At 55.0% G+C, this 17,501-nt stretch carries 21 protein-coding genes and 1 other annotated feature; of the genes, 6 read left to right on the top strand and 15 right to left on the bottom strand.

Annotation, left to right across the window (positions count from 1 at the left end):
* Positions 1–20 precede the first annotated feature (20 nt).
* The 4 genes from chuS to DD597_RS03445 are packed head-to-tail and all read left to right on the top strand — an operon-like array spanning position 21 to position 3,628.
* Positions 21–1,049: a hematinate-forming heme oxygenase ChuS gene (chuS, locus tag DD597_RS03460; RefSeq protein WP_022650911.1), complete on the top strand. Its 1,029-nt coding sequence runs from the start codon at positions 21–23 to the stop codon at positions 1,047–1,049.
* Complete coding sequence (locus DD597_RS03455; protein ID WP_022650910.1) at positions 1,046–1,864, top strand: hemin ABC transporter substrate-binding protein; 819 nt, start codon at positions 1,046–1,048, stop codon at positions 1,862–1,864. The genes chuS and DD597_RS03455 overlap by 4 nt, the downstream gene beginning before the upstream one ends.
* Entirely contained in the window at positions 1,864–2,856 is a 993-nt protein-coding gene (locus DD597_RS03450) for an iron ABC transporter permease (protein WP_129255952.1), read from the top strand. The genes DD597_RS03455 and DD597_RS03450 overlap by 1 nt, the downstream gene beginning before the upstream one ends.
* Positions 2,849–3,628, top strand: coding sequence for a heme ABC transporter ATP-binding protein (locus DD597_RS03445; protein ID WP_023324502.1), 780 nt, complete (start codon positions 2,849–2,851; stop codon positions 3,626–3,628). Before DD597_RS03450 ends, DD597_RS03445 begins: the two co-directional genes overlap by 8 nt.
* On the opposite strand, the gene selO is transcribed toward DD597_RS03445, so the two are convergent.
* The 14 genes from selO to thrS form a co-directional block, all read right to left on the bottom strand.
* Positions 3,625–5,067, bottom strand: a complete 1,443-nt coding sequence (selO, locus tag DD597_RS03440) for a protein adenylyltransferase SelO (RefSeq protein WP_003857792.1) — start codon at positions 5,065–5,067, stop codon at positions 3,625–3,627. The genes DD597_RS03445 and selO overlap by 4 nt on opposite strands.
* A gap of 61 nt (positions 5,068–5,128) precedes the next feature.
* Positions 5,129–5,842 carry an EAL domain-containing protein gene (locus DD597_RS03435; RefSeq protein ID WP_003857794.1) on the bottom strand — a complete coding sequence of 238 codons (714 nt, stop codon included), beginning with the start codon at positions 5,840–5,842 and terminating at the stop codon, positions 5,129–5,131.
* A gap of 293 nt (positions 5,843–6,135) precedes the next feature.
* A complete protein-coding gene (locus DD597_RS03430; RefSeq protein ID WP_015570730.1) occupies positions 6,136–6,600 on the bottom strand; it encodes an NlpC/P60 family protein in 465 nt (154 codons plus the stop codon).
* 72 nt (positions 6,601–6,672) lie between these two features.
* A complete protein-coding gene (gene btuD / locus DD597_RS03425; RefSeq protein ID WP_022650906.1) occupies positions 6,673–7,428 on the bottom strand; it encodes a vitamin B12 ABC transporter ATP-binding protein BtuD in 756 nt (251 codons plus the stop codon).
* Positions 7,428–7,979, bottom strand: a complete 552-nt coding sequence (locus DD597_RS03420) for a glutathione peroxidase (protein ID WP_022650905.1) — start codon at positions 7,977–7,979, stop codon at positions 7,428–7,430. The genes btuD and DD597_RS03420 overlap by 1 nt, the downstream gene beginning before the upstream one ends.
* A 33-nt stretch (positions 7,980–8,012) precedes the next feature.
* A complete protein-coding gene (gene btuC, locus DD597_RS03415) occupies positions 8,013–8,993 on the bottom strand; it encodes a vitamin B12 ABC transporter permease BtuC (RefSeq protein WP_129255951.1) in 981 nt (326 codons plus the stop codon).
* 103 nt (positions 8,994–9,096) lie between these two features.
* On the bottom strand, positions 9,097–9,396 hold the full coding sequence (gene ihfA, locus DD597_RS03410) for an integration host factor subunit alpha (RefSeq protein ID WP_003857805.1): 300 nt from the start codon (positions 9,394–9,396) through the stop codon (positions 9,097–9,099).
* Between the two features lie 4 nt (positions 9,397–9,400).
* A complete protein-coding gene (gene pheT, locus DD597_RS03405) occupies positions 9,401–11,788 on the bottom strand; it encodes a phenylalanine--tRNA ligase subunit beta (RefSeq protein WP_032667094.1) in 2,388 nt (795 codons plus the stop codon).
* A 15-nt stretch (positions 11,789–11,803) separates the two neighbouring features.
* Positions 11,804–12,787: a phenylalanine--tRNA ligase subunit alpha gene (gene pheS, locus DD597_RS03400; protein ID WP_033145275.1), complete on the bottom strand. Its 984-nt coding sequence runs from the start codon at positions 12,785–12,787 to the stop codon at positions 11,804–11,806.
* 62 nt (positions 12,788–12,849) lie between these two features.
* Positions 12,850–12,974: a sequence feature (Phe leader region), on the bottom strand.
* A complete protein-coding gene (pheM, locus tag DD597_RS24805) occupies positions 12,925–12,969 on the bottom strand; it encodes a pheST operon leader peptide PheM (RefSeq protein ID WP_001386830.1) in 45 nt (14 codons plus the stop codon). Its footprint overlaps the feature before it by 45 nt.
* Positions 12,975–13,091: 117 nt before the next feature.
* Complete coding sequence (gene rplT, locus DD597_RS03390; RefSeq protein WP_000124850.1) at positions 13,092–13,448, bottom strand: 50S ribosomal protein L20; 357 nt, start codon at positions 13,446–13,448, stop codon at positions 13,092–13,094.
* A 50-nt stretch (positions 13,449–13,498) separates the two neighbouring features.
* A complete protein-coding gene (rpmI, locus tag DD597_RS03385; protein ID WP_001124225.1) occupies positions 13,499–13,696 on the bottom strand; it encodes a 50S ribosomal protein L35 in 198 nt (65 codons plus the stop codon).
* Between the two features lie 97 nt (positions 13,697–13,793).
* Positions 13,794–14,336 carry a translation initiation factor IF-3 gene (gene infC, locus DD597_RS03380; RefSeq protein ID WP_023616141.1) on the bottom strand — a complete coding sequence of 181 codons (543 nt, stop codon included), beginning with the start codon at positions 14,334–14,336 and terminating at the stop codon, positions 13,794–13,796.
* Positions 14,337–14,339: 3 nt separating this feature from the next.
* A complete protein-coding gene (gene thrS, locus DD597_RS03375) occupies positions 14,340–16,268 on the bottom strand; it encodes a threonine--tRNA ligase (RefSeq protein WP_003857814.1) in 1,929 nt (642 codons plus the stop codon).
* 324 nt (positions 16,269–16,592) lie between these two features.
* Here thrS and yncL point away from each other — a divergent pair, with 324 nt between their 5' ends.
* Together yncL and yniD are read left to right on the top strand one after the other, a co-directional pair.
* Positions 16,593–16,685, top strand: coding sequence for a stress response membrane protein YncL (gene yncL, locus DD597_RS03370; protein WP_071785204.1), 93 nt, complete (start codon positions 16,593–16,595; stop codon positions 16,683–16,685).
* Positions 16,686–16,783: 98 nt separating this feature from the next.
* A complete protein-coding gene (gene yniD, locus DD597_RS03365; RefSeq protein WP_003857815.1) occupies positions 16,784–16,891 on the top strand; it encodes a small membrane protein YniD in 108 nt (35 codons plus the stop codon).
* Between the two features lie 149 nt (positions 16,892–17,040).
* Here yniD and DD597_RS03360 read toward each other — a convergent pair whose 3' ends face one another.
* The gene (locus tag DD597_RS03360) at positions 17,041–17,271 is read right to left on the bottom strand and encodes a hypothetical protein (protein WP_129255950.1); all 231 of its coding nucleotides are present in this window, start codon (positions 17,269–17,271) and stop codon (positions 17,041–17,043) included.
* Positions 17,272–17,501: the final 230 nt, after the last annotated feature.

The following is a 17,501-nucleotide window of genomic DNA, read 5'->3' as shown; positions in this document are numbered from 1 at the left end:
CGATTCAGAAGGATAAGATTATGGGTCACTACACACGCTGGCTTGAGCTTAAAGAAGAACATCCGGGTAAGTACGCCCGTGATATCGCCGGATTAATGCACATCAGCGAAGCAGAGCTGGCATTTGCGCGCGTTGGACACGACGCCTGGCGGCTGCGCGGTGAAATCCGTGAGATTCTGGCGGCGCTGGAGTCGGTGGGGGAAACCAAATGCATCTGCCGTAACGAATACGCCGTTCATGAACAGATCGGAGCGTTTACTAACCAGCACCTCGGCGGCCACGCCGGGCTGGTGCTAAATCCGCGTGCGCTGGATCTGCGTTTGTTCCTCAACCAGTGGGCGAGCGCGTTTCACATAAGTGAAACGACCTCCCGCGGCGAACGTCAGAGCATTCAGTTCTTCGATCATCAGGGCGACGCTTTACTGAAGGTCTACACCACGGATCACACCGACGTTGCCGCCTGGGGCGACGTGCTGACCCGTTTTATCATTGCCGATAACCCCGCTCTGGCGCTAAAGGCTGTCGAGGCCCCTGCGCATTCCGACGGTGCTGATGCAGGCTCGGTGGAGAAAGAGTGGCGCGCCATGACCGACGTGCATCAGTTCTTTAGCTTACTGAAGCGCCATAACCTGAGCCGCCAGCAGGCGTTTCGTCTGGTGAGTGACGATCTGGCCTGTAAGGTGGATAACAGCGCGCTGGCACAGCTGCTGGAGACGGCGCGACAGGACAGAAACGAAATCATGATCTTCGTCGGCAACCGCGGCTGCGTGCAGATTTTCACCGGTGTGGTGGAAAAACTGACGCCCATGAAAGGCTGGCTGAACATCTTCAACCCAACCTTTACCCTGCACCTGCTGGAGGAGGCCGTCGCGGAGACGTGGGTAACGCGCAAGCCGACGGCGGACGGTCACGTCACCAGCCTGGAGCTGTTTGCGGCGGATGGCACCCAAATCGCCCAGCTCTATGGGCAGCGTACCGAAGGCGAGCCTGAGCAGAGCCAGTGGCGTCGCCAGATTGACGCCCTGACGCCAGAAGGGCTGGCCGCATGAAAAACTGGTTTGCCCTGCTCTGCGCCCTGCCGCTGGTCGCCGTCGCCGCGCCGGAGAGAATTGTCGCCCTCGGCGGCGACGTGACGGAGATCGTCTACGCCCTCGGCGCGGAGTCTTCTCTGGTTGCGCGCGACAGTACCAGCCAGTGGCCGCAGGCGACAAACGCGCTGCCTGACGTGGGGTATCTTCGCCAGCTGAATGCGGAGGGGATTTTGTCCGTACGCCCGACGCTGGTGCTGGCAAGCGACCAGGCGCAGCCCTCTCTGGCGCTGAAGCAGGTTGAACAGAGCCACGTCCGGGTGGTTACCGTTCCCGGCACGCCTGACCTGCGCGCGATTGACGAAAAAGTGAGGGTGATAGCTCAGGCGACGCATCATGAGGCGCAAGGGGAAACCCTGCGCAGCTCGCTGCGTCAGGCGCTGGCGGCACTGCCCTCAATACCGCTCAACAAGCGGGTGCTGTTTATCCTCAGCCACGGCGGAATGACCGCAATGGCGGCCGGGCAACAGACCGGCGCGGATGCGGCAATACGCGCCGCCGGGTTGCAGAACGCCATGCAGGGCTTTACCCGCTATCAGCCGCTTTCCCAGGAGGGGGTGATGGCCAGCCAGCCGGATCTGGTGGTGATTTCGCAGGAGGGCCTTAACGCGCTGGGCGGCGAAGAAAATCTGTGGAAACTGCCCGGTCTGGCGCAAACGCCAGCGGGACGAAGCAAGCAGGTGCTGGCTATTGATGACATGGCCCTGCTGGGCTTCAGCGTCCGCACGCCGAAAGCCATACAACAGCTGCGTGCCAGAGCGGAGCAACTGCCCTGATGTCCCGGCGCATCACGTTATCGTTATGGCTTCTGGCGGGGTCGCTTACCGTCATGACGATCATGGCTACCGGTTTTGGGGCGTTACGCCTGCCGGTGAACGTGCTCTGGAGCGGCAGCGATGAGACGCTACGCCAGATCTGGCTCACCATCCGTCTGCCCCGCGTGCTGCTGGCGCTGGTGATTGGCGGGTCGCTGGCGCTCGCCGGCTGCGTCATGCAGGGGCTGTTCCGCAATCCGCTTGCCGACCCGGGCCTGCTCGGGATCAGCAGCGGTGCGGCGCTGGCCGTCGCCCTGTGGGTTGTGCTCCCGCTCGCGCTGCCCGCGCTGGTGATGCTTTACGCCCCTATGCTGGCGGCATTTCTTGGGGCGCTGGCAGCCACAGGCGTGATCTTCCTGCTCAGCAAGCAGCATGACACCTCTCTGTCACGTCTGTTGCTGGTGGGTATCGCCATCAATGCCCTGTGCGGTGCGGCAGTGGGTGTGCTTTCGTGGGTCAGCAATGACGCCCAGCTGCGTCAGCTTTCACTCTGGGGAATGGGAAGTCTTGGTCAGGCGCAGTGGTCCACGCTGCTCGCCGTGACCTCGCTGATGGTGCCTGCCGCTCTGGCGATCTGGCGCTGTGCCAGTGCGTTAAATTTACTGCAACTGGGTGAAGAGGAAGCGCATTACCTTGGCGTGGACGTTGCCCTTGTACAGCGAATATTACTGTTATGCAGCGCCCTGCTGGTCGCTGCGGCTGTCGCCGTCAGCGGCGTGATTGGCTTTGTCGGACTCGTGGTGCCGCACCTGATGCGCATGTGGTTGGGCGCCGATCACCGGGCAACCCTCCCCGGCACGGTACTCGCGGGCGCGTTACTGCTGCTGGTGGCGGATACGGTCGCGCGCACCCTGGTCGCCCCGGCAGAAATGCCGGTCGGCCTGCTCACCAGTATCCTTGGCGCTCCCTGGTTCTTATGGCTCATTTTTCGTAGTGGAGAACAGCATGGCTGAACGTTATACGGCTGAAAATCTGACTTTTACCCGGTCTGGCCGCACGCTGACAGATAACGTTTCGCTGTCACTGTCGCAGGGAGAGCTGGTGACATTGATCGGCCCCAACGGCGCAGGGAAATCCACGCTGCTGCGGCTGCTGACCGGCTATCTGAAACCCGACAGCGGAGGCTGTTCACTGGCGGGAAAAGCGCTGGATGAATGGCATCCGCAGGTGCTGTCGCGCTATCGGGCGGTGATGCGCCAGCAATCTCAGCCTGGATTTGACTGGCAGGTGGAGGAGATCGTTGGAATGGGGCGTGCGCCCTGGACGCGTCACCCGGAACCGTCAATTGTGCGTGAGGTGTTGCAGCTGACCGGTTGCCTGCCGCTGGCCGGCAGGCGCTATCATGCCCTCTCGGGGGGCGAGCAGCAGCGCGTCCAGCTCGCCCGCGCGCTGGCGCAGCTGTGGCGTGACGGAACGCCGCGCGGCTGGCTGTTTCTCGACGAACCCACTTCCGCTCTGGATCTCTACCACCAGCAGCATCTGCTGCGCCTGTTGAAATCGCTGACCCGTCAGGGCCATCTTCACGCCTGCGTGGTGCTGCACGATCTCAATCTTGCCGCATTATGGTCGGACCGGATCCTACTGTTACACAACGGCAGGATTGTTTCTCAGGGCATACCGGAGACGGTTTTGCAGGCCGACGCGCTGGCACGCTGGTACGGTGCGCAGGTGCACGTCGGCAGACATCCGGCGCACGCCGCGCCGCAGGTTTTTCTCGCCCCTTAGCTTGAGCAGCTCACTTCCAGCCGCTTGCCCCAGTCCGGCGGGCGGCTGACATAGTCATCCTCCCGGTCGGCAAACGGCGTGCGCAGGGCGATATGTAGCCGATGCAGCTCGGTATAGTCCCCCTGCTCTGCCTGCTCAATGGCCCGCTGCGCCAGCCAGTTGCGCAATACCATCGCCGGGTTAACCGCCTTCATCCGCGCCTGGCGGGTATCGTCATCAATTTGTTCCTGCTGTAAACGCGCCCGGTAAGCGGCAAACCAGTCATCAAACGCCTGTCGATCGACGAACTCGTCGCGCAGCGGTGACGCAGCGCTCTGCTGCGCTGTCTGACTCAGCATACGGAAGGTTCGGGTATAGTCGCTGCCTTCACGCGCCATGATGGCAAACAGCCCATTCAGCAGCGCGTTATCGCCTTTTTCCTGCGTCATCAGCCCCAGCCTGGTGCGCATTAACACACCGTATTCCCGCAGCAGGACCTCCTGATAGCTGTCCAGCGCATCGTTCAGGGCATCGACGTCGATAAACGGCGACAGGCTTTGTGCAAGCCGCTGAAGGTTCCACAGCCCCACCGCAGGCTGGTTGTCGAAACGGTAACGCCCCTGATAGTCCGAATGGTTACAGATGTAACCCGGCTGATAGTCATCAAGGAAGCCGTACGGACCGTAGTCAAACGTCAGCCCTAACAGGGACATGTTGTCGGTGTTCATCACCCCGTGCGCAAAGCCGACGGCCTGCCAGCGGGCAATCATTGCGGCGGTGCGCGCAACAATATCACGGAACCAGAGAACATAGCGGTCCGGCTCGTTTTGCAGGTGCGGCCAGTGACGACGAAGAGCGTAATCGGCAAGCTGGCGGACTTTATCCGGCTCGCGGCGATAGTAGAAGTGTTCAAAATGACCGAAACGCAGATGGCTTTCCGCCACGCGGACCAGCATCGCTCCCTGCTCCATCGTTTCGCGGGCCACCGGCGTGTCGCTGGTGACAATGGACAGCGCACGTGAGGTAGGGATCCCCAGAGCGTGCATCGCCTCGGAAGCCAGACCTTCACGTATAGTTGAACGCAGCACCGCGCGGCCATCTCCCATGCGTGAGTATGGGGTTAGCCCTGCCCCTTTCAGGTGCCAGTCGAGCGTTTCGCCATTCGGCAGAACTTGTTCACCCAGCAGGATACCGCGGCCATCGCCGAGCTGTCCCGCCCAGACGCCAAACTGATGTCCGCTGTAGACCTGAGCCAGCGGCTTCATGCCCGGAAGCAGCGTTTCGCCGCCCCAGACGCCGGCGCCTTTTTCTGGCTGAAAAAGCGTCGAAGGGATGCCAAGCGAATCCGCTAATGCATCGTTATGCCAGATAAGACGCGCGTTTTGTAAAGGCGTTGGCTTAAGCGCGGTGTAAAAGCCGGGTAATTCATCGTGCCAGTGAGCAGTAAAAGACAGGGTCATAAGTCCTCCTGCTTTAAGTGTAGAGGGTTTCCCTGGACGTAAACACGGGCGAAGAAAGGGGTTATTGCTGTACGAGAGTCGTGACCCGCTCTGCCGGGACGGCAGGCCACAGGCTTCCCTGCATTGCACCAAAATTGAAGGGCAGCACGCGTTGTAAGATGCCGTGATCGTCAATTCCCGAGACCATGACCGACTGACAGTGCGGCGCGATCTGCCAGAGAATAGCGCGCATAAAAGGCTCAAACGAGAGTGCCGAGACACGCTGCTGGATAAAGTTTTTATCCAGAACCACCCGTTTGAACAGACCATCATAAACCGGCTTAAGGGACGCAGCCCCTGCACCGAAGTTAGCCAGCACTAGGGGGAAATGGATCGCCATTCTTGCCAGACAGGGATCGTCTTTCCCGTTATTTAAACCTGGATAGTTCTCATTAACAGTAAACTCAAGAAACGGATATCGTTCAAGGATTGAAACAGCGTTCTCATTAGTTAATAAAAACTCAACAATTGCAGGTGTAATATTGATCCATGCAATTAACTGATGCTGAATAAAAAATAGCTTACAGGTATCGAGTAATTGTAGTTTCTCCTGAAACAGCGCTAATTCATCTTCCTGAGAAAGATGTGGGATAACCAGTTCAGTCGGGATCCGTACGTCCGCACCCACGCCAGTAAAGTTAACCAAAATCTCTAAACCTTTAAGCAAACCTGCACTATCACGCGCCGGAAGGAGTAAAAGTTCAGACTGGTAAGCATTATCTAGCGTAATAATCATCGCGCTTGTCCTGCATTAAAGATGAGAGAGAACATCCTGGAGCAATTGCAGGCACAATTCCACTGTCTTGATTTTAATAAGGTTAATTTCATTCTTTCCGTATTAATTTTCAGATTTTTCCCTGAATCTTAATTAATTTTATCCTGGTTATTGAATAATAGCCAGTTTTAGATAAAACAGGCACATGCGGACATAAATAATTGGGCAAAAAATTTAACTTTAATCAACCCGCAAGAAAAGCCTGACGTCTATTTTCACCGCCAGGCCCTCCGCACTGCATTTTTATGCAGCGGTTAAATACGTCTGGCCTGCCAGAAGTTTTTACGCCAGTAAACATTATCCAGAGAGGAGCGCATCACGCCACGGCTGGTCGAGGCATGAATGAACTGATTATCGGTGTCATAAATGCCGACATGAAGGCCGCTTTCACCGGAGCCCGTTTTAAAAAAGACCAGATCGCCGGGCAGGAGTTCGTCTTTATCAATTTCAGTGCCGATTTTCGCCTGCATACGCGTTTCTCGCGGAAGCTGGAGGTCAAATTTATCGCGGAAGGTCATCAGCACGAATCCTGAGCAATCCACCCCGCCCCGGCTCATGCCGCCGTAGCGATAAGGGGTGCCGCGCCAGTTGCTGAGCTGATCGTTCAGGCTGGCAATGACCGTAATGGAATCGGAAAGCCGTGGGTTGGGCGGAGGTGCACGATGGCTGCTGCATCCTGCAAGAAATAGCGCCGCAACAAGGAGAAACCAGAATCGCATTTCAGACGAATCCTCTGCTTTTTTTGTTCTTTCGGTAATTTAGCGTGCATCTATGCGACTGTGCAAGAAAGGTTATTCCTGCGCCGTGGAAATGAGCATCTTGTGGCCTTCAATATCCAGCCTCCGGAACGACATGTGGTAAGCGCTCGCAAGATTGGCGGCCGTCAGCACGTTGTCGCGCGTTCCGCTGGCAATCAGTTTGCCACGCGCCAGCAACCACACCCGATGCGCGTGGCGCAACGTATGGTTTAAATCATGGCTGCTCATCACAATGGCGATCCCCTTGCGACATAGCGCGCTGAGCAGGGTATCCAGCGCTGCCTGTTGGGCAACGTCCAGCCCGCTCATCGGCTCGTCCAGCAGCAGCATCCGCCCGTGAGGATTTCCCGCCGGATGGATCTGAAGGATAACGGCGGCCAGACGCACGCGCTGCCACTCGCCGCCGGAAAGCTGATTTGCCTGCCGGGTGAGCTTATCGTCTAACCCGAGCGCCGCAGCAACCTCGTTGAGCAAGCCCACCTGATTTTTATCAGACAGATGCAGCGTCAGGTAGTGCCAGACGGGCATCGCAAAGGGCGGAACCTGCTGCTGAACCAGGTAGCTTCGACGGGAGGCAAGTGTAGCGGGTAGCCAGTCGACGAGCGATTGCCCGAGAAAGGTTATCTCTCCTTCCCCGGTGGTCAGCCCCGCCATGCGAGCCAGCAGCGTGCTTTTTCCGGCGCCGTTTGGCCCAACCAGGTGAAGGATTTCACCTGCGTTGACTGCGGCAGTCACAGGCTCAAGACGTCCCTTCCCGGCAACGTCCGTGAGCTGCATCAGCAGCGTCATTATTTCGCCAGCGCCAGCTTGATTGATTCCATCACGATAGGATCTTCCGGCGTCATGTCAGGCGAAAAACGCTGCACGACCTGACCGTCACGTCCAATCAGGAATTTTTCGAAGTTCCACAGAATATCGTCCGGATAGAGCGGCGCGCGGCCTTTACTCGCCATACGCTCATAGAAACCACTCTCTTCAGGCGCAACGGCGGTCGGCGCCGCGGCCACCAGTTTGGCATACAGCGGATGACGATTTTCCCCGTTCACGTCAATTTTGCTGAACATCGGGAACGTCACGCCATAGGTTGTGCTGCAAAAGGTCTTAATTTCCTCTTCGCTGCCCGGCTCCTGGCCCAGGAACTGGTTGCACGGGAAGCCGAGTACGGTAAAGCCGTCTTTTTCCCAGGCTTTATGAATGTTTTCCAGCTGTTCATACTGCGGCGTAAGGCCACATTTCGACGCCACGTTCACGATGAGCAGCACCTTGCCCTTGTAGCCTTCCAGCGTGGTTTTCTCGCCGTCAATGGTCGTCACTTCGGTATTCAGAATATCAGACTGCATAGCATTCCCTCAGGTTGACTTACAGGTTGTGTTTTAACGTCCAGCTTTTAATAGTAGCCAGATAAAGACCGGCGCGCCCAGCGTTGCGGTCACCACGCCTATGGGCAACTCAGCGGCCGTCAGGGCGAGTCGGGCGATGATATCGGCAACCAGCAGCGTTGCCGCCCCGGCAACCGCCGAGGCCGGGAGCAGGGTTCGGTGGTCCGTCATGCCGCACAGACGCAGCATATGCGGGATCACCAGCCCAATAAAGCCAATCGCCCCCGCCAGCGCCACGCTTACGCCCACCATCCAGCCGATGGCGATAACCAGCACGTTGCGCCAGAATCCAATCGGCATCCCGAGCTGGCGAGCAGACGTTTCGCCCAGCGCGAGAATATTCAGCGGCTGCGCCTGGAAAACCATCCACAGGATAACCGGGATCAGGAGCACCATCAGCCACCCCTGACGCCAGTCGACGCCACCAAATCCCCCCATCATCCAGTACATTAACTGGCGCAGATCGAAGGAGGTGGAGAAGTAGACGGCCCAGGTCATCAGCGCACTACAGATGATCCCCAACGCTACCCCGGCAAGCAGCAGCCGGCTGGTGGATAAATGGCGACGAGCAAAGCGCAGAAGGATAAGGGTTATCAACAGCGCGCCAAGGATGGCGCTGAGGCTAATCCCCCAGGCGGAGAGCTCGCCTCCCCCCAGCATCACGGCGGCGATAAGCCCGACGCCTGCACCATTCGAGACCCCGAGAAGCCCGGGTTCCGCCAGAGGGTTTTCAAATAATGCCTGCATGATCGTACCGCACAGCGCCAGCGCAGCGCCGACCAAAAGGACAGCCAGCGTCCGCGGCAGGCGGATCTGCCAGACAAAGAGCTGCCCTTCAGGCGTAAACCAGCTTTCCGGCCCCAGCCACCGATCGCCCGCACACAGGCTGACGTTGGTGGCGACAATCAACAGCACCCCGAGCAGACACAGGCGGCGGAGATCGGAGCGGTGCTGAAGACGGGCAAGATCAAGCATAGACGATAGGTTATCCGGTTGAGATATCATTGATTTTACGGCGGGTTTAGCAAATAGCGCAAAGAAAAAAGGCCGCGTGAGCGGCCTTTTTAGTTAGTTCATATTACTCTGCTTTGGGCGTTGCGTTTTCGACACGGCTTTTTAACTTCTGTCCGGGTCTGAAGGTCACCACGCGGCGGGCTGTAATGGGAATATCTTCCCCCGTCTTCGGGTTACGGCCCGGACGTTGGTTTTTGTCTCGCAAATCAAAATTGCCAAAGCCGGAGAGTTTAACCTGCTCACCATTTTCCAGAGCACGACGGATCTCTTCGAAAAACAGCTCTACCAGCTCTTTGGCATCCCGTTTGCTAAGCCCAAGCTTATCAAACAGATATTCTGACATTTCAGCTTTTGTAAGCGCCATAGGTTCAATCCCTCAATGATGCCTGGAATCGCTCTTTTAATGCCTCTACACATTTGGCGACGGTAGCGGCAATCTCCTCTTCTTCGAGTGTACGGCTGGTATCCTGAAGGATAAGGCTAATAGCGAGGCTCTTGAAACCTTCTGCTACGCCCTTGCCGCGGTACACGTCAAATAAGTTTACGCCAACTACCTGATTTACGCCAACTTTCTTACATTCGGCCAAAATATCTGCTGCGGGCACATTTTCAGCGACCACAACCGCGATATCACGGCGGTTTGCCGGGAAGCGTGAGACGTCCTGCGCCTGAGGAATGACGCGGTCTGCAACCGGGTTCCACTCCAGTTCGAATACGATGGTACGGCCATTCAGATCCAGCTTACGTTCCAGTTCCGGGTGAACAACCCCAATGAAACCAACACGTTTGCCGTCTAAATAGATCGCCGCACTCTGACCCGGATGCAGGGCTGGAATCGCTTCTGCGCGGAATTCAATTTCGGATAATTTACCGGTCAGATCGAGAATCGCTTCCAGATCGCCCTTCATATCGTAGAAATCAACCGTCCCTTTTGCCAGGTCCCAGTGCTCTTCATAGCGGTTACCGCTGATGGCGCCGGCCAGCATGAGATCCTGACGGATGCCTAAATTCGCCTGAGTATCCGGTACAAAGCGCAAACCGCTTTCGAAAATACGTACACGGTTTTGCTGACGGTTCTGGTTATAAACGATAGTGCCCAGCAGTCCCGTCCACAGGGACAGACGCATCGCTGACATCTCGCTGGAAATCGGGCTTGGCAGGATCAGCACTTCCTGACCCGGGTGGATCAGCTGTTGCAGCTTAGGATCAACGAAGCTGTAGGTGATCACTTCCTGGTAGCCTTTGTCGTTCAGCATGGTTTTCACACGCTTCAGAGACAGATCGGCTTCGCGATGGCTGCCCATCACCAGACCCGCCTGCACCGGCTCGTCAGGGATGTTGTTGTAGCCGTAAACGCGGGCCACTTCTTCCACCAGATCTTCTTCGATCTCCATGTCGAAACGCCAGGATGGCGCAACGGCTTTCCACTCGTCCTGACCTTCTGTGACTTCGCAGCCCAGACGCGTCAGAATGTCGGTCACCTGCGCATCGGCAACGTGGTGACCAATCAGGCGATCCAGCTTGCTGCGGCGCAGGGTAATGGTCGCACGCTTCGGCAGTGTCGCTTCGTTGGTCACATCAATTACCGGACCCGCTTCACCGCCGCAGATATCGATCAGCAGGCGAGTTGCACGCTCCATCGCTTTGTATTGCAGCGCAGGATCCACGCCACGCTCGTAGCGATGAGAAGCATCAGTGTGCAGACCGTGACGGCGTGCGCGGCCGGTGATGGAGAGCGGGCTGAAGAACGCGCATTCCAGCAGGACGTTTTGCGTCTCGTCGTTAACGCCAGAGTGCTCGCCGCCGAAGATACCGCCCATCGCCAGCGCTTTGTTGTGATCGGCAATCACCAGGGTGTCGGCGTTCAGTTTCGCTTCGCTGCCGTCCAGCAGAACCAGGGTTTCGCCCTCTTTCGCCATGCGCACGACGATCCCACCTTCGATACGATCTTTATCAAAGGCGTGCATTGGCTGGCCCAGCTCCAGCAGAACATAGTTGGTGACGTCAACCACGGCGTCGATAGAACGGATACCGCAGCGACGCAGTTTCTCTTTCATCCACAGCGGGGTTGGCGCTTTAACGTTAATACCTTTCACCACACGACCGAGGTAGCGTGGGCAGGCCTCAGGCGCGTCTACCTGAATCGGCAGCACGTCACTGATGGTTGCCTCAACCGGCGCGATCTCCGGCACGTTCAGTTCGGTCTGGTTTAGCACGGCCACGTCGCGGGCCACACCGATGATGCCTAAGCAGTCGGCACGGTTTGGCGTTACGCTGATTTCGATGGTGTTGTCATCAAGCTTCAGGTATTCGCGGATATCGGTACCGACTGGCGCATCCTGCGGCAGTTCAATAATGCCGGAGTGATCGTCGGAAATACCCAGTTCGGAGAAGGAGCACAGCATACCTTCAGACGGCTCACCGCGCAGCTTAGCCGCTTTGATTTTGAAATCGCCCGGCAGTACCGCACCGACGGTCGCCACGGCCACTTTCAGGCCCTGACGGCAGTTTGGCGCACCGCAGACGATATCCAGCAGACGATCACCGCCCACATTGACTTTTGTTACGCGCAGTTTGTCAGCGTTAGGGTGCTGACCGCATTCAACCACTTCGCCCACGACCACGCCGGTGAAGGCGCCAGAAACCGGCTCTACACCGTCAACTTCCAGACCCGCCATGGTGATCTGGTTGGAAAGCGCGTCGCTGTCCAGCGTGGTGTTCACCCATTCGCGTAACCACAGTTCACTGAATTTCATTGTTCTGTCCTGCCCTTATTTAAACTGTTTGAGGAAACGCAGATCGTTTTCGAAGAACGCACGTAAATCGGTTACGCCGTAGCGCAGCATGGTCAGACGCTCCATGCCCATACCGAACGCAAAGCCGGAATACACTTCTGGATCGATACCCACGTTGCGCAGCACGTTTGGATGCACCATGCCGCAGCCCAGCACTTCCAGCCATTTACCGTTTTTACCCATCACGTCAACTTCCGCAGACGGTTCGGTGAACGGGAAGTAGGACGGACGGAAGCGAACCTGCAAATCTTCCTCAAAGAAGTTGTTCAGGAAATCGTGCAGCGTGCCTTTCAGGTTGGTGAAGCTGATGTTTTTATCAACAATCAGACCTTCCATCTGGTGGAACATTGGGGTGTGGGTCTGATCGTAGTCGTTACGATAGACGCGGCCAGGCGCGATAATACGGATTGGCGGTTCCTGATCCTTCATGGTACGGATCTGAACGCCGGAAGTCTGGGTACGCAGCAGACGGGTTGCGTCAAACCAGAAAGTGTCGTGGTCAGCACGTGCCGGATGATGGCCAGGAATGTTGAGGGCATCGAAGTTATGGTAATCATCTTCAATTTCCGGGCCAGTCGCCACGGTAAAGCCGAGCTCACCGAAGAAACTTTCAATACGATCGATAGTACGGGTAACCGGATGCAGACCGCCGTTTTCGATACGACGACCCGGCAGAGAAACGTCAATCGTTTCTGCCGCCAGACGCGCATTCAGTACTGCGCTTTCCAGCTCGGCTTTACGCGCGTTCAGCGCCTGCTGTACCTGCTCTTTGGCTTCGTTAATCACTGCACCGGCTGCCGGGCGCTCCTCTGCTGGCAGTTCACGCAGGGTAGTCATCTGAAGGGTCAAATGCCCTTTCTTGCCCAGATATTCGACGCGGACATTGTCTAACGCGGCAACATCTGAGGCCTGGTTAATGGCGGCCGTTGCACTGGCAACCAGCTCTGCGAGATGTGACATGGTTTTCCTCATTATGTCGGTGCAGACACCGAATTGTTGGACGTATTCTCTTAACTTCAGGCACAAAAAAAGCCTCCATCGGGAGGCTTATCTGGCGCTGTTTTTCGTTTCATCTTTCACGCGCTAGCCTCCTGAAGTCAGGTGCTAAAGTAAAAGAAGAAGCGGAAAATAGCAGCATTCATGCTTGCGTTACCTTGTAGGGTAAAAACCGTTAAGACCTTATTGAAAAGCCTGCACGGATAAATGTCAATCTTCTGATGGTGTTAAATGAAAAGAGGAGGCAAAGCCCCCTCTCTCAACTGGCTTATGCCAGTGCTGCTTTCGCTTTTTCGACCAGAGCGGTGAACGCTACTTTGTCAAATACTGCGATGTCAGCCAGGATCTTACGGTCGATTTCAACAGAGGCTTTTTTCAGGCCGTTGATGAATTTGCTGTAAGAAATACCGTTCTGACGTGCTGCTGCGTTGATACGCGCAATCCACAGTTGACGGAACTGACGCTTACGCTGACGACGGTCACGGTAAGCGTACTGACCTGCTTTGATAACAGCCTGGAAGGCAACGCGGTATACGCGTGAACGCGCACCGTAGTAGCCTTTAGCTTGTTTCAAAATTTTCTTGTGACGTGCACGTGCAATTACACCACGTTTTACGCGAGCCATGTGTGCTCTCCTGTATCTATTCTAAGTTAAAAAAGTTAAACGTTAACGACTTATGCGTACGGCAGGCACGCGATGACCAGGCCCAGATCGCCTTTAGAAACCATGGCTTTTGGACGCAGGTGACGTTTACGCTTGGTAGCTTTCTTAGTCAGAATGTGACGCAGGTTAGCGTGCTTGTGCTTAAAACCACCTTTACCGGTTTTTTTGAAGCGCTTAGCAGCACCGCGTACGGTCTTAATTTTTGGCATTTTAATAACTTCCACTTCGCATTGTTAAATAAACGAAACATAGGCGAACAAAACCTATGAAACCCGAAGGCTCCACAGATTTTGCTGCTTGAAGGCCTTACTGTTTCTTCTTAGGAGCGAGCACCATGATCATCTGGCGGCCTTCGATCTTCGTAGGGAAGGATTCGACTACTGCCAGTTCACTCAGATCGTCACGGACGCGGTTAAGCACTTCCATACCAATCTGTTGGTGGGCCATCTCACGACCGCGGAAACGCAGCGTGATCTTGGCCTTATCGCCATCTTCCAGAAAGCGAATCAGGCTGCGGAGTTTTACCTGATAATCGCCATCGTCGGTACCAGGACGGAATTTGATTTCCTTAACCTGGATAACTTTTTGCTTCTTCTTCTGTTCCTTAGAAGACTTACTCTTTTCATAAAGGAACTTGCCGTAGTCCATGATACGACAAACTGGCGGTTCGGCGTTAGGGCTGATTTCAACTAAATCTACTCCAGCTTCTTCAGCCTTTTCGATCGCTTCTCTCAGACTCACAATCCCCAGCTGCTCGCCTTCCAGACCTGTTAAGCGAACTTCCTGGGCGCGAATCTCGCCATTGATACGATTCGGACGTGCCGTTTGAACTCGTTTTCCGCCTTTAATACCTTATTCCTCCAGTTGTTGAAGACTGCGGCTGCGAATCTCTTGTTGCAGCTTCTCAATCACTTCACTTACGTCCAGGCTCCCCAGGTCTTTACCACGGCGGGTGCGAACGGCAACTTTGCCTGCTTCCACCTCTTTATCACCACAGACCAACATATACGGGACACGACGTAAAGTGTGCTCGCGGATTTTAAAGCCAATCTTCTCATTTCTCAAGTCTGCTTTTACGCGAATGCCCGCATTTTGTAGTTTCTGCGTCAATTCTTTAACGTAATCCGCCTGAGAATCGGTAATGTTCATCACCACGACCTGCACTGGCGCAAGCCAGGTTGGGAAGAAGCCTGCGAACTCTTCGGTCAGGATGCCGATGAAGCGCTCCAGTGAACCGAGAATCGCACGGTGAATCATAACCGGCACCTGACGCTCGTTGTCTTCGCCAACATAAGAGGCGCTTAAACGCTGCGGCAGGGAGAAGTCCAGCTGTACCGTTCCGCACTGCCATGCGCGATCGAGGCAGTCATACAGGGTAAATTCAATTTTCGGACCGTAGAATGCGCCCTCGCCCAGCTGGTATTCGAACGGAATACCGTTCTCTTCCAGCGCTACGGCGAGATCCGCCTCTGCGCGATCCCATGTCTCATCGCTGCCGATACGTTTTTCCGGACGCGTTGAGAGTTTGACCACGATCTTCTCGAAGCCAAAGGTGCTGTACATATCGTAGACCATACGAATACAGGCGTTAACTTCTTCACGGACCTGATCTTCAGTACAGAAGATATGCGCATCATCCTGAGTAAAGCCACGAACACGCATCAGACCGTGCAGCGCACCTGATGGCTCGTTACGGTGGCAGCTACCGAACTCCGCCATACGCAGCGGCAGATCGCGGTAGGATTTCAGACCCTGGTTGAAGATCTGAACGTGGCCCGGGCAGTTCATTGGCTTGATGCAGTATTCACGGTTCTCAGACGAAGTGGTGAACATCGCATCTTTGTAGTTGTCCCAGTGGCCGGTTTTTTCCCACAGCACACGGTCCATCATGAACGGGCCCTTCACTTCCTGATACTGGTACTCTTTCAGCTTGGAGCGCACGAACGTTTCCAGTTCACGGAAGATAGTCCAGCCGTCGTTATGCCAGAACACCATCCCCGGCGCTTCTTCCTGCATATGATACAGGTCAAGCTGCTTACCGATTTTACGGTGGTCACGCTTAGCCGCCTCTTCCAGGCGTTGCAGGTATGCGTTCAGGGCTTTCTTATCGGCCCACGCGGTACCATAGATACGCTGCAACATCTTGTTGTTGCTATCGCCACGCCAGTAAGCGCCTGCGATTTTCATCAGTTTGAAGTGATGACAGAAGCGCATATTCGGCACGTGCGGACCACGGCACATGTCGACGTATTCCTGGTGATGGTACAAGCCTGGCTTGTCATCATGAGCGATGTTTTCATCAAGAATCGAGACTTTGTAGCTCTCGCCGCGCTTCACGAAGGTTTCACGCGCTTCGTGCCAGCTGACTTTCTTCTTAATGACGTCATAGTTGGTTTCGGCGAGCTCGTGCATACGTTTTTCGAGCGCGTCGATATCTTCCTGGGTCAGGGTGTGGTCAAGGTCAACGTCGTAGTAGAAACCGTTGTCGATAACCGGGCCGATCGCCATTTTGGTGTTTGGCCACAGCTGCTTGATAGCATGGCCTAACAGGTGCGCGCAGGAGTGACGAATGATCTCCAGACCTTCTTCGTCTTTCGCGGTGATGATCGCAAGCGTTGCATCGCTTTCAATCAGATCGGACGCGTCTACCAGCTCGCCGTTTACGCGGCCTGCAATGGTTGCTTTTGCAAGTCCAGGACCGATATCCAGGGCAACATCCATTGGGCTAACAGCGTGGTCGAAATGGCGTTGGCTGCCATCAGGAAGAGTAATTACAGGCATTTTATATCCTTATTTGCAGTGATGCCCCACACATAAGAGCATATACAAAGAAAATAATCGTGATTAAACAGTAGATTACGAAACCATCTGACCAACAATCGTCAAATTGGTTCGTCATCATTCACCGGCCGATTTCAGAATAATGCGGGTTTACGACAGGCGACGTAATGGTAACACTATTGACAGGGCGAATGCACCTTCCAGCGACCGTTTTGAACCGCACATACTGTTGTCTGCATTAATGAACTTTTGTTGACGGGTGCTCGCAATCCGAAAGTGCTGAGCTATTCTTGATCTGGTCCTTAAACATCGAAGGGGTATCACATGAACGTATCGAGTAGAACCGTTGTGATATTAAATCTACTTTCCGCTGCTGGCCTGGTATTGATTCTGGCTGACAGATTCCATTGGTTTTAAGCCGAACCGGTGTTCCGGCATAACCTGTTCTCCCTTGTTGAGCGCTTTCTGGCGCAGACTTTGGTAGACTAAGGGTATCAACTGACAAGGATTAGGTTATGCCAACAAAAAGATTTGCCGTGAAGCACTGGAAAATGGTCGTGGTGTTAATTGCTATTTGCGGCGCGATGTTGCTGCTGCGCTGGGCCGCTATGATCTGGGGCTGATATTTTGTCAGCGAAAACCTGCCGTGAATTTACTGAATAAATCTTAACTATCTTTACGATAATTTATGGTCCAAAACCGGTACGTCATAAGCCGGTTTTCGACAGGCTGTGGCAGCGTATATATTCCGTCACACGTGGCAGTTGAAATATCAGGACCACTCACCCGCCACCAGCTTATGTACATCAAATGCATTATTCATTGACTGGCCGGTAGACTGAGAGCCAGGGGCAATGTTGGAGCCTGCTTCTACATCAGAGGCTTTAGCGATCCCGATTGGGCTGTTAACGTCATTGGCAGGTTGCGTATTATCAGCAGCAAATACGCCAAATGAAAGTGCGGAAAGCACCATCGCTGCTGTAGCGGTTTTGATTTTTTTCATAATTTTATTCTCATACTTATTTAATGCGATATGCCTGAGGCAAGTTTTTCGCCTGTGCCGTAAGTGTAGATCTGGATCACATTCTTGCCTAGTCAAATTATTTATCAATTCGTGTCAAATAAACTGAATAAGCCCTGGCCAGCTAATTATGGAGAAATTATGAAGATGAAACCAGACACATTATTTTAAAACGCCGTTTAATATAAATAAGCACAGTTTCAGAAAATAAA

The organism is Enterobacter cloacae complex sp. 677-3DZ2D5B (genome assembly GCF_004136695.1).
In the GTDB taxonomy this organism is placed as follows: domain Bacteria; phylum Pseudomonadota; class Gammaproteobacteria; order Enterobacterales; family Enterobacteriaceae; genus Enterobacter; species Enterobacter hormaechei_C.
Note: the sequence above shows the minus strand (reverse complement) of the source record. Positions and strands in the feature narration are given on the sequence as shown.